The 12,087-nt window shown below is 64.7% G+C and carries 8 protein-coding genes and 1 tRNA gene; 5 read left to right on the top strand and 4 right to left on the bottom strand.

Annotated elements, in window-relative coordinates; all coding sequences use genetic code 11:
- Positions 1-153: 153 nt before the first annotated feature.
- Positions 154-1,917, bottom strand: a complete 1,764-nt coding sequence (locus V8Z74_RS21275) for a methyl-accepting chemotaxis protein (protein WP_349711060.1) — start codon at positions 1,915-1,917, stop codon at positions 154-156.
- A gap of 356 nt (positions 1,918-2,273) precedes the next feature.
- Between V8Z74_RS21275 and prfB the strand changes: the two genes are divergently transcribed.
- The 5 genes from prfB (at position 2,274) to V8Z74_RS21250 (ending at position 8,326) form a co-directional block, all read left to right on the top strand.
- A protein-coding gene (gene prfB, locus V8Z74_RS21270) for a peptide chain release factor 2 (RefSeq protein ID WP_157081777.1) occupies positions 2,274-3,378 on the top strand; the annotation gives its coding sequence in 2 pieces (ribosomal slippage) (positions 2,274-2,354 and positions 2,356-3,378; 1,104 coding nt in all).
- Between the two features lie 20 nt (positions 3,379-3,398).
- Positions 3,399-6,131, top strand: a complete 2,733-nt coding sequence (gene pepN / locus V8Z74_RS21265; RefSeq protein WP_349711059.1) for an aminopeptidase N — start codon at positions 3,399-3,401, stop codon at positions 6,129-6,131.
- Between the two features lie 4 nt (positions 6,132-6,135).
- On the top strand, positions 6,136-7,167 hold the full coding sequence (locus tag V8Z74_RS21260; protein ID WP_349711058.1) for a tetratricopeptide repeat protein: 1,032 nt from the start codon (positions 6,136-6,138) through the stop codon (positions 7,165-7,167).
- Between the two features lie 49 nt (positions 7,168-7,216).
- Positions 7,217-8,224 carry a class 1 fructose-bisphosphatase gene (locus tag V8Z74_RS21255; protein WP_066470308.1) on the top strand — a complete coding sequence of 336 codons (1,008 nt, stop codon included), beginning with the start codon at positions 7,217-7,219 and terminating at the stop codon, positions 8,222-8,224.
- Positions 8,225-8,250: 26 nt separating this feature from the next.
- Positions 8,251-8,326, top strand: a tRNA-Thr gene (locus tag V8Z74_RS21250).
- A 563-nt stretch (positions 8,327-8,889) separates the two neighbouring features.
- Here the strand turns inward: V8Z74_RS21250 and typA are convergent.
- From typA to rbfA, 3 genes are read right to left on the bottom strand one after another with little or no spacing between them, the layout of a single operon-like run.
- Positions 8,890-10,716 (bottom strand): translational GTPase TypA, encoded by a 1,827-nt coding sequence (typA, locus tag V8Z74_RS21245; protein ID WP_066470310.1) that lies wholly within the window; start codon positions 10,714-10,716, stop codon positions 8,890-8,892.
- Between the two features lie 22 nt (positions 10,717-10,738).
- Complete coding sequence (gene truB / locus V8Z74_RS21240; protein WP_066470312.1) at positions 10,739-11,704, bottom strand: tRNA pseudouridine(55) synthase TruB; 966 nt, start codon at positions 11,702-11,704, stop codon at positions 10,739-10,741.
- 4 nt (positions 11,705-11,708) lie between these two features.
- The gene (gene rbfA / locus V8Z74_RS21235; RefSeq protein ID WP_066470315.1) at positions 11,709-12,086 is read right to left on the bottom strand and encodes a 30S ribosome-binding factor RbfA; all 378 of its coding nucleotides are present in this window, start codon (positions 12,084-12,086) and stop codon (positions 11,709-11,711) included.
- Between the last annotated feature and the right edge of the window lies 1 nt (position 12,087).

The following is a 12,087-nucleotide window of genomic DNA, read 5'->3' as shown; positions in this document are numbered from 1 at the left end:
ATACAGGCATGCGCCAGACGCTACCTGAAAGATAGCAAGCAGGGATTTTTCCCACGCCACAAAAAAGCGCCTGACCCCGGCCGGGTCAGGCGCTTTTTCACGAATGGCGCAGCGCGGGGACTGCCAGCACTTCCTTGCGTCCCGCGTGCGGGCCTAGAAGCTCTCCCACTCGCCCTCGTCGGCGGTCGCGGCCTTGCTCTGGCCGGACAGGGTCCTGGCCGCAGCAGGGGCCATCTTGGCAGGCGCCGACTTTGCCGCGGCCGCCTTGGCAGGGACAGGCTGCGCCGGCCGGACTGCCGGTGCCTTGGCGACGGCAGGAGCGGCTGCAGCGGCACGGGCCGGAGCCAGGGCCGGCGTCGCGCCCTGGTAGGCGCCGAGCTTGAAGAAGCCCACCACCTCGGCCAATGCCGTTGCCTGGCCGCGCAGGGCGTCGGTGGCTGCGGCAGCCTCTTCCACCAGGGCTGCATTCTGCTGCGTCATCTGGTCCATCTGCGTCACGGCCTGGGACACCTGCTCGATGCCCGAGGTCTGCTCATGGCTGGCTGCGGAGATTTCGCCCATGATGTCCGTCACGCGGCGCACGCTCAGCACGATCTCGTCCATGGTGCGGCCGGCCTCCTCGACCTGGCTGCTGCCTTCCTGCACTTTGGTCACGGAGTCATCGATCAGCAGCTTGATCTGCTTGGCCGCCTCGGCCGAGCGCTGGGCCAGCGTGCGCACTTCGGAAGCCACCACCGCAAAGCCGCGGCCCTGCTCGCCGGCCCGCGCCGCTTCGACGGCGGCATTGAGCGCCAGGATATTGGTCTGAAAGGCGATCGAGTCGATCACGCCGATGATGTCCACGATCTTGCGCGAGGCATCGTTGATGGCCGACATGGTCTGCACCACCTGGGACACGGCCGCGCCGCCGCGCACGGCCACCTGGGAGGCCGCCGAGGCCATTTGGTTGGCCTGCTGGGCATTGGCACCGTTTTGCTGCACGGTGGAAGTCAGCTCCTCCATGGATGCCGCGGTTTCCTCCAGCGAACTGGCCTGCTGCTCGGTGCGCGAGGACAAGTCCTGGTTGCCCATGGCGATCTGGCTGCTGGCCGAGGCAATGGAGTCCGTGCCCTGGCGCACCTCGCTCACGATGCGCTGCAGGCTGGTATTCATGGACTTCAGGGCCTGCAGCAGCTGGCCGACTTCGTCGGTGCTGTGCGGCTCGATCTTGCCGCTCAGGTCGCCTTCGGCCACCCGCTGCGCCAGCTGCACGGCCGACTGCAGCGGCCGAGCGATGGAGCGCGCGATCAGCACGGCCAGCGCAATGCCCACGGCGATGGATCCCAGCACCAGGGCGCCGATCCACCAGCGTGCGGAAGCATACAGGTCGTCGCCCTCCTGGTTGGTACGGTCCGCGTCACGGCTGTTGATCTCGGTCAGCGCATCCAGCTGGGCATTGATGCCGCGGCTGATCTGCACCGACTCGCCCCGCAATATGGCCGCAGCCTCGTCGTTGCGCTGCATGTGGGACAGCTCGACCACCTTGGCGGTCTGCTGCGCATAGCGCTGCAGATCCTTGCCGATGCCCTCCAGCAGCTCGCGCTCCTTGGCTGTCTCGACGTACTGGGCATAGGCCTGGTGGTTCTTGAGCAGCTCGTCCCACAGCTTGGGCATGGTCTTGTCGTAGACCGCCATTTCCGCCGGCTCGGTGGCCATCACGTGCTGCATGGTCTGGGAACGGTAGCGCTGCAGCTGGTAGCGCATGTCCTGCAATGTGCGGGCCGCAGGCATCCAGTGCGTGGCCAGGTCGGTGGCGGTCTGGTTGACCTTGGCGATCTGGAACAGGGCAAAGACGCCCGAACAGGCGCTGAGCACCAGAATGAACACAAACGAAGCCAACAGCTTGTTCGCCAGTTTGAGATTGCGAAAGAAAGTCATAGGGAGGCGGGCGCCGCAATTGCCGACCGAAGGGCTGGCGCCATACAAGAAACGGTGAACAGGGACTCAATACAGCTTCCAGCCCGGGCCCGGAACAACCTGCTTCAGGCCCCTGCCCTGCCGTGCATCCGCTTGCCAACGGCCGGATCGAAAGCTATGGCAGGCTTTTCGGCAGAAGCCGCCAATGCTTGAGCTTTGGCATTCTAGGCCCCATTTGTTAATTTATGTGACAACAGTTTTTGCAAAAACCGCACTTTTCGTCCAACCTGCCCGTGACATTGGCGGGCCATTGCCTCCCATGTGCGCTGCGCATGAGAAAATCGAAAGCTATCTTTAAAGAACACAACGGACACACCATGGAAGCAGAACGCGTCAACTCTATCGGCAACACCCTCGAAGATCTGTCCGAGCGCACGGCAGATCTACGGAGGTATCTTTGACTACGATGCCAAGTACGAACGCCTGCGCACGGTAAACGCATCGCTGGAAGACCCCAACGTCTGGAACGACCCCAAGAAGGCCCAGGAGCTGGGCAAGGAAAAGAAGTCCCTGGACTCGGTCGTGCTGACGCTGCAAAAGCTCACCAGCGAGCTGGCCGACAACTCCGAGCTCTTCGAGATGAGCAAGGAAGAAGGTGACGATGCCGGCCTTGAGACCATCGAGGCCGAGGCCGCCAAGCTGCGCCCGCTGATCGAGGAGCTCGAGTTCCGCCGCATGTTCAGCAACGAGGCCGACCCGCTCAACTGCTTCATCGACATCCAGGCCGGCGCCGGCGGTACCGAAGCCTGCGACTGGGCCAGCATGCTGCTGCGCCAGTACCTGAAGTACGCCGAGCGCAAGGGCTTCAAGGCCACGGTGGAAGAAGAAACCCCGGGCGACGTGGCCGGCATCAAGAGCGCGACCATCAAGGTGGAAGGCGAATACGCCTACGGCCTGCTGCGCACCGAAACCGGCGTGCACCGCCTGGTGCGCAAGAGCCCGTTCGACTCCTCGGGCGGCCGCCACACCAGCTTCTCCTCGCTGTTCGTCTACCCCGAGATCGACGACTCCATCGAGATCAACATCAACCCGGCCGACGTGCGCACCGACACCTACCGCGCCTCGGGCGCCGGCGGCCAGCACATCAACAAGACCGACTCGGCCGTTCGCCTGACGCACATCCCCACGGGTATCGTGGTGCAATGCCAGGACGGCCGCAGCCAGCACAGCAACCGCGACGTGGCATGGCAGCGCCTGCGCTCGCGCCTGTATGACTTCGAGATGCGCAAGCGCATGGAAGAGCAGCAGAAGCTGGAGGACACCAAGACCGACGTGGGCTGGGGCCACCAGATCCGCTCCTATGTGCTGGACAGCAGCCGCATCAAGGACCTGCGCACCAACGTGGAAGTCTCTGCCACCCAGAAGGTGCTGGACGGCGATCTGGACGTGTTCATCGAAGCCTCGCTCAAGCAAGGCCTCTGATCCCTTCGAAAGGAATCGATATGCTGCAACTGCGTGACGGGCAAGCCCCTGCCACCGCCATCCATCGCGCCGACTACCAGGCCCCCGCCTGGTGGATCGACACGGTGGACCTGACCTTTGACCTGGACCCCGCCAAGACCCGCGTGCTCAACAAGATGCGCGTGCGCCGCAACCCCGACGTGGCGGCCCAGCCGCTGCGCCTGGACGGCGACGAGCTGAACCTGGCGCGCGTGCTGGTCAACGGCGCGGGCACCTCGTTCAAGATGGACGGCGACCAGCTGGTGCTGGAGAACCTGCCCGAAGGCGGCGAGCCCGTGGAGCTGGAGATCTTCACCACCTGCGCGCCCATCAAGAACACCAAGCTCATGGGCCTGTACGTGAGCGAGGACACGTTCTTCACGCAGTGCGAGGCCGAGGGCTTTCGCCGCATCACCTACTTCCTGGACCGCCCTGACGTCATGGCCATGTACACCGTGACCCTGCGCGCCAGCAAGGCCCAGTACCCGGTGCTGCTGTCCAACGGCAACCTGGTGGAGTCCGGCGAGCTGGAGGACGGCCGCCACTTCGCCAGGTGGGTGGACCCGCACAAGAAGCCCAGCTACCTGTTCGCCCTGGTGGCGGGCAAGCTGGTCGCACGCGAGCAGCAGATCAGGAGCCGCGCCGGCAACGAGCACCTGCTGCAGGTCTTCGTACGCCCTGGCGATCTGGAAAAGACCGAACACGCGATGCATTCGCTCATGCACGCTATTGCATGGGACGAGGCCCGCTTCGGCCTGTCGCTGGATCTGGACCGTTTCATGATCGTCGCCACCAGCGACTTCAACATGGGCGCCATGGAAAACAAGGGCCTGAACATCTTCAACACGAAATATGTTCTGGCCAGCCAGGCCACGGCCACCGACGTGGACTACGCCAACATCGAGTCCGTCGTCGGTCACGAGTACTTCCACAACTGGACCGGCAACCGCGTCACCTGCCGCGACTGGTTCCAGCTGTCGCTCAAGGAGGGGCTGACCGTCTTCCGCGACCAGGAATTCTCGATGGACATGGCCGGCACGCCTTCGGCGCGCGCCGTCAAGCGCATCGACGACGTGCGCGTGCTGCGCACCGTGCAGTTCCCCGAGGATGCCGGCCCCATGGCCCATCCCGTGCGCCCGGACAGCTATATCGAGATCAACAACTTCTACACGGTCACGATCTACGAAAAAGGCGCCGAAGTCGTGCGCATGCAGCACAACCTGGTGGGCCGCGAAGGCTTTGCCAGGGGCATGAAGCTGTATTTCGAGCGCCACGACGGCCAGGCCGTGACCTGCGACGATTTCTCCCAGGCCATTGCCGACGCCAATCCCGGCTCCCCCCTGGCCGGCAACCTGCAGCAGTTCCGCCGCTGGTACAGCCAGGCCGGCACGCCGCACCTGAAGGCCGCGGGCCAGTACGATGCCGACGCCCGCACCTATACGCTGACGCTGTCGCAAAGCTGCGCCCCCACGGCGGGCCAGAGCGAGAAGCTGCCCTTCGTCATTCCCGTGCAGATGGGCCTGCTCACGGCCGGCGGCCGGGAAATCGCGCTGCAGCTGGAGGGCGAGGATGCCGGTCAGGCCGCCCACAGCCGCATGCTGGTGGTGACCGAGCCCGAGCAGCGCTTCGTCTTCACCAACGTGCCCGAAGCCCCCGTGCCCTCGCTGCTGCGCGCCTTCAGCGCCCCCGTGGTGCTGGAGCACGACTTCAGCGATGCCGACCTGCTCACGCTGCTGGCCCACGACACCGACCCGTTCAACCAATGGGAAGCTAGCCAGCGCCTCGGACTGCGCATTGCGCTGAATGCTCTCAATTCCGCAGCTGCCAGCGCAGACACAGCAAGCACCGAAGGCCAATTCGGCACCGATCTGCTGCCGCCTGCCTTCGTGCAGGCCATGCGCAGCGTGCTGGGCGACGACAGGCTGGATCCGGCATTCAAGGACCTGGTGCTCACGCTGCCGTCCGAAAGCTATATCGCCGAACAACTGGCCGAAGTCGATCCGCAGCGCGTGCATGCGGTGCGCGAAGCCATGCAGCTGCAGCTGGCCAGCGCGCTGCAGCCCGAATGGGAGGCCGCCTGGGAAGCCCACCGCGACACCGGCGCCTACCAGCCCGACCATGTGAGCGCCGGCCGCCGCGCGCTGGCCGGCCGCGCCCTATCCATGCTGTGCCTGAATGCCGCCCGCACCGGCGACACGGTCTGGCCTGGCAAGGCCTACCAGCGCTGCAAGGACGCGGGCAACATGACGGACCGCATGGCCGCCCTCGCCGCGCTGATCCATAGCGCCAGCCCGCTGGCCGAGCAGGCGCTCAAGCGCTTCCACTCCATGTTCCAGCACGACGCGCTGGTGCTGGACAAATGGTTCGCCCTGCAAGGCGGTGCCTGCGACCGCGGCGGCAATGTGCTGCCGGCCGTCAAGGCGCTGATGAAGCATCCGGACTTCCAGCTCAAGAACCCCAACCGCGCGCGCAGCCTGATCTTCAGCTACTGCAGCAACCCGGGCGCCTTCCACCGCGCCGATGCGGCCGGCTACGTGTTCTGGAGCGACCGCGTGATCGAGATCGACGGCTTCAACCCGCAGGTCGCGGCTCGCCTGGCCCGTGTGCTGGACCGCTGGAAGAAGCTGGCCGAACCCTACCGCACCGCCGCCCGCGAAGCCATTGCGCGCGTGGCCGCCAAGCCTGATCTGTCCAACGACGTGCGCGAAGTCGTGACGCGCGCGCTGGCCGACTGACCGCATGCCGCTGCCGGATCTGCTGCGCCGCTATGCCGGCCTGGGCCTGAAGGCTCTGGCCGGTGCGGGCATCGGCGCCTCCAGCCTCGCGCTGGCCGCGCCGTCCGCCGGCCCGGCCAAGGCCTTCGAGGCGCGCTTTGCGCCGCTCTACACCACCGTCTTCACCGAGGGCGGCACGTTCAGCGGAAGCGCCATGAGCGCCGACCTCCAGGCGCTGGAGCCACTGCTGCGCCAGCCAGGCACCGCCGCGCGCGACATCTTCCGGCTCTACTACACCGAAGCCAGCGTCTACGCGCGCCGCGGCATGCCTGAGGAGGCGGCCGCAGCCGCACGCAAGGCCCTGGCCGCCCTGCCCGAGCCCGGCTCCGCGGAACTGGCCTATCCGCACTTTTTCCTGCGCCACTCCAGCATCCGCTGGCTGGCAGACAGCGGCCAGCACGATGCCGCGCTGAAGCTGGTGCACAGCATCCAGGCCCGCTATCCGCTGCAGCGCATCGCCAGCCTGCCCCCTGAAATGCGCTGGGACTCCAGTGGTGCCGAACCGCGGGCCCTCGACTTTCCTTCGCAGCTGCAGATCCTCGGCGTATATGAGGACGAAGCTTATGTGCTGCACGAACAAGGCCGATACCGCGAAGCCAAGCAGGCCAATATGCGCCTGCTGGCCGTCGCACGCGAGCGCCTCAAGGCCCTGGGCATGCCGCAGCAACTGCGCGGCGTGCTGACCAATATCGCGCAGAACTGCTATGAACTGGGCGAACTGGACGAAGCCCGTGCGTATCTGCAGGAGCGCCTGCAGATCGCCCTGGCGGCGCAGGACGATGCCACCGTCTACGATTGCTATTTCCAGCTCATGGTGCTGGCCCATGAACAGGGCCAGCCGCAGCAGGCCCGCCAGTGGCTGTCCCGGTATGGGCAGCATGCGCAGATGCGCCGCGATGGCGAGCAGCTGGCGCGGGCCAGGGAGCTGCAAGCCGAGCTCGAAAGCCGGCAGCCCCGGCGCCAGCCCTCCGTGGAAGACCGCCGGACTGCCCCATGATTTTTTCGATCCCGAGCGGATCAGCCGCGAATTTTTAAGGAGTTGAACCATGAAGAAAAACATCAGCCTGACCCGCTATCTGGTCGAGCAGCAACGCGTGGACGGCCTGATCCCCGGCCAGCTGCGCCTGCTGCTGGAAGTGGTGGCCCGCGCCTGCAAGCGCATCAGCTTTGCCGTGAACAAGGGCGAACTGGGCGAAGTCATGGGCACGGCCGGCAGCGAGAACGTGCAGGGCGAAGTGCAGAAGAAGCTGGACATCATCGCCAACGAAACCCTGATCGAAGCCAATGAATGGGGCGGCCACCTGGCGGCCATGGCCTCGGAGGAAATGGAAGGCATCTACGTGGTGCCCAACCGCTACCCCCAGGGCGAATACCTGCTGATGTTCGACCCCCTGGACGGCTCGTCCAACATCGACATCAACATGTCCATCGGTACCATCTTCAGCGTGCTCAAGAAACCCGAAGGCCATCCCGGCGTGACCGAGGAGGACTTCATGCAGCCCGGCACCCAGCAGGTGGCGGCAGGCTACTGCATCTACGGCCCCCAGACCACGCTGGTGCTGACCGTGGGCGACGGCGTGTCCATGTTCACGCTGGACCGCGAGCAAGGTTCCTTCATCCTGATCGAGGAAAACGTCAAGATTCCCGAGGACACCAAGGAATTCGCGATCAACATGTCCAACATGCGCCACTGGGACGAGCCGGTGAAGCGCTACGTTCAGGAGTGCCTGGCCGGCGAAGAAGGCCCGCGCGGCAAGAACTTCAACATGCGCTGGGTCGCAGCCATGGTGGCCGATGTGCACCGCATCCTGTGCCGCGGCGGCATCTTCATGTACCCCTGGGACAAGCGCGAGCCCCAGAAGGCCGGCAAGCTGCGCCTGATGTACGAAGCCAATCCCATGAGCTGGCTGGTCGAACAGGCCGGCGGCGCCGCCACCAACGGCAGGCAGCGCATCCTGGAAATCCAGCCTACACAGCTGCACGAGCGCGTCAGCGTGATCCTCGGTTCCAAGAACGAAGTGGAGCGAGTGACCCGTTATCACTCCGAGGCCTGATTTTCACGCTATAATCTCGTTCTATCGCCGGTGTAGCTCAGTCGGTAGAGCAGCTCATTCGTAATGAGAAGGTCGCGTGTTCGATTCATGTCTCCGGCACCAAGGTAAGTAAAAAAACCCCGCTATCTAAAAGTAGCGGGGTTTTTCTTTGGGCGCCACAGATCCACGGGCAATAGAGGACTCAACCTGCGGCAAGGCACAGGCCGAAGAGATTCACCAGCGGACCTTGTTGTTGATAGGCGCTGCAGTCAGCGCAGCAGGCCTTGAGGTAGCCGGCGAATTGGTACGGTGCTGCAGCTTCGTCGGCTGGCTTGGCGGCTCTCCTGGCGAAGGTAGCCTGACAGCCAGAGGTGCCGCCATGGCCGGTGGCACTGCGGTGGTTACAGCCGTTGGAGCTGCTGCCGGTAGCGCTGCTTCTGCTGGCATCGCAAAAAGTTTGGAATCGGCAAATCACTGAGCCCAACCCACGCCTCCCACACTGCCCCGTAGGGAGGTAATTAGCCCTCCTGTTCTTGCCCCCGCCCCCTCTGAAAAGCTCCCAGAACCAGGCATCGCATGCCGTGGATTCAAGGGGGCTGTGCTCTCAGGCTCTCAACCCGAAAGCCGGCAATAAAAAAGGCAACGTATCTGCATACGTTGCCTTTTGCCAAGCAGGCCGGCGCCTATCAGGCTTCACGGGCCGCGCGCTTGCGGTCATGCTCCTTCAGGAAGCGCTTGCGCACACGCAGGCTGGTGGGCGTGATTTCCAGCAGCTCGTCGTCCTCGATGAACTCGACGCCGTATTCCAGCGACAGCTCGATCGGGGGCGTGATCTTGATCGCATCTTCCTTGCCCGAGACGCGGAAGTTGGTCAGCTGCTTGGTACGGGTGGCATTCACCACCAGGTCGTTGTCGCGGCTGTGGATGCCGATGATCATGCCTTCGTACACCGGGTCGCCGGCCTTCACGAACATGCGGCCGCGGTCATCCAGCTTGCCCAGGGCGTAGGTGAAGATTTCGCCGTCGTCCATGGAGATCAGCACGCCGTTCTTGCGGCCGCCGATTTCGCCCTTGTGGGGCTCGTAGCTGTCGAAGATGTTGGAGATCAGGCCGGAACCGCGGGTCAGGTTCAGGAACTCGTTGGTGAAACCGATCAGGCCACGGGCCGGGATGCGGTATTCCAGGCGCACGCGGCCGCGGCCGTCGGGTTCCATGTTCACCAGTTCACCCTTGCGCTCGCCCAGTGCCTGCATCACGCCGCCCTGGTGGCCTTCCTCGATGTCGGCCGTCACCAGCTCGATAGGCTCGCAGCGCACGCCGTCGATTTCGCGGAACACCACGCGCGGCTTGGACACGGCCAGCTCGTAGCCTTCGCGGCGCATTTCCTCCAGCAGGATGGTCAGGTGCAGTTCGCCGCGGCCGGATACTTCGAAAATGCCGTCCTCGTCGGTTTCCTTGACGCGCAGGGCCACGTTGGAACGCAGTTCCTTCTGCAGGCGGTCCCAGATCTGGCGGCTGGTCACGAACTTGCCTTCACGGCCTGCCAGCGGCGAGGTGTTCACGCAGAAGTTCATGGTCAGCGTGGGCTCGTCGATCTTGAGCATGGGCAGCGGCGCGGGATTCGCAGGATCGGTGATGGTCTCGCCGATGCCCACGTTCTCGATGCCGTTGACCAGCACGATCTCGGAGGGGCCGGCCTCGTTCACCTGCACGCGGTCCAGGCCCTGGAACATATGGATCTGGTTGATGCGGCCGCTGTAGCTCTTGCCGTCGGGACCCGCCATGACCAGCACGTTCTGGCCGGCCTTGAGCGTGCCCTGGGTGATGCGGCCCACGCCGATACGGCCCACGAAGGTGGAGTAGTCCAGCGCCGAGATCTGCATCTGCAGAGGTGCGGAGGCATCGCCCTTCACGGAAGGCACGTGGTCCAGGATGGTGTCGAACAGGGCCGACATGTCCTCGCCCCACTTGGCGCCGGGTTCGCCCTCTTCCTTGGACGACCAGCCGTTGATGCCCGAAGCGTAGACCACGGGGAAGTCCAGCTGCTCGTCGGTGGCACCCAGCTTGTCGAACAGGTCGAACGCGGCATTGATCACCTTGTCGGGATTCGCACCGGGCTTGTCCACTTTGTTGACCACCACGATGGGCTTGAGGCCCAGGGCCAGCGCCTTCTTGGTCACGAAGCGCGTCTGGGGCATGGGGCCTTCCTGCGCGTCGATCAGCAGCACCACGCCGTCCACCATGGACAGGGCGCGCTCCACTTCGCCGCCGAAGTCCGCGTGGCCGGGTGTGTCCAGGATGTTGATGTGCGTGCCCTTCCAGCTCACGGCGCAGTTCTTGGCCAGGATGGTGATGCCGCGCTCGCGCTCGATGGCATGGTTGTCCATCACCGTGTCCACGACTTTCTCGTGTTCGGCGAAGGTACCCGACTGGCGCAGCAGCTGGTCCACCATGGTGGTCTTGCCGTGGTCAACGTGCGCAATGATCGCAATGTTGCGGATTTGTTTGCTCATAATGTTTTCCCAATGCCGCGGCTCATGCGCGCGGCGTGCCTTCCAAAATCTGTTGAATTTCGAGCGGGCTGAGCAGGCGCTCGGGGATCAGCTCCCCGCGTACCACACGACCAACCCCCAATAGGGCATGCGGACGCTCACCATATACGGCGACCGCCGACGCGTCAGCCCAAGACCCTCTGCGACGCAGGCCCGATAGAAAACGCCCTGCATCCTGTTCGCCCAGAGTGACGACGGCATGACGGTGCAGCAATGCATCCACGGGCTGCACCTGGGCCAGGCGCTCCTCTTCGCTCATCGCCTCCAGCGCTTCCAATGTGACGCAGCGCGCCACATCGATGCCGCCGGTTTCCACGCGCCGCAGAAAACGCAGGTGGGCACCGAAGCCCAGGGCCTCTCCCACGTCCTCGCCCAGCGTACGGATATAGGTGCCCTTGCTGCAGGTCACTCTCATCCTGATAGCAGGTTGCGCTTGCTCATCCTGCGTCAACGCCAGATCCAGGGCATGGATCGTGACATCGCGCGCGGGACGCTCCACCTCCAGGCCGGCGCGCGCATATTCGTAAAGCGCCTTGCCATCCTTCTTGAGCGCGCTGTGCATGGGCGGCACCTGCCGGATGTCGCCGGTGAATTGCGCCTGCACGGCGGCCAGCCGCTCGGGCGTGATGGCAGCCACGTCCACGGCACGCTCGCGCACGACCTCGCCCTCGGCATCGGCCGTGGTCGTGGTCTGGCCCAGGCGGGCAATGGCTTCGTAGGTTTTTTCGGCTTCCAGCTGGAGCTGGCTGAATTTGGTGGCAGCGCCGAAGCACAGCGGCAGCACGCCGCTGGCCAGCGGATCAAGCGTACCGGTGTGCCCGGCCTTTTCCGCGCGCAGCAGCCACTTGACCTTCTGCAAGATATCGTTGCTGGACCATCCCAGCGGCTTGTCGAGCAGCAACACCCCATGCACAGGGCGCCGCTGCACCCTTGTGCGTGTGGCGTTCATGTGCTCAGCTTTCTTCAGGGCCGCGCGACGCCACTGCCTTGGCGATCAAGGCGTTCATGTCGGCCGCGCGCTCGGTGGTGCGGTCGTAGACAAAGTGCAGCGTGGGCACGGTATGGATGTGCAGGCGCTTGAACAGGCCGTTGCGCAGGAAGCCTGCGGCCTGGTTGAGCGCTTCCTGCGTCGCTTCGGGGTCGCCCACGAGCACGCTGAAGAACACCTTGGCGTGGGCATAGTCCGGAGTCACCTCCACGCCTTGCAGCGTGACCATGCCCACGCGCGGGTCCTTGAGCTCGCGCGCGATCAGTTCCGCCAGATCGCGCTGGATCTGGTCGGAAACCTTGAAGCTGCGGTTGGGCGCAGCGGACTTCTTTCGAGTAGCCATG

This window comes from Comamonas sp. w2-DMI, assembly GCF_040187735.1.
In the GTDB taxonomy this organism is placed as follows: domain Bacteria; phylum Pseudomonadota; class Gammaproteobacteria; order Burkholderiales; family Burkholderiaceae_C; genus Comamonas; species Comamonas terrae.
This window is presented reverse-complemented; position numbering and strand designations above follow the sequence as displayed.

Bases quoted from the DNA above. Each gene is read 5' to 3' on its own strand.
- pepN (WP_349711059.1), top strand. From the start codon at position 3,399: ATGCTGCAACTGCGTGACGGGCAAGCCCCTGCCACCGCCATCCATCGC.
- truB (WP_066470312.1), bottom strand. From the start codon at position 11,704: ATGAACGCCACACGCACAAGGGTGCAGCGGCGCCCTGTGCATGGGGTG.
- V8Z74_RS21255 (WP_066470308.1), top strand. From the start codon at position 7,217: ATGAAGAAAAACATCAGCCTGACCCGCTATCTGGTCGAGCAGCAACGC.
- rbfA (WP_066470315.1), bottom strand. From the start codon at position 12,086: ATGGCTACTCGAAAGAAGTCCGCTGCGCCCAACCGCAGCTTCAAGGTT.
- typA (WP_066470310.1), bottom strand. From the start codon at position 10,716: ATGAGCAAACAAATCCGCAACATTGCGATCATTGCGCACGTTGACCAC.
- V8Z74_RS21275 (WP_349711060.1), bottom strand. From the start codon at position 1,917: ATGACTTTCTTTCGCAATCTCAAACTGGCGAACAAGCTGTTGGCTTCG.
- V8Z74_RS21260 (WP_349711058.1), top strand. From the start codon at position 6,136: ATGCCGCTGCCGGATCTGCTGCGCCGCTATGCCGGCCTGGGCCTGAAG.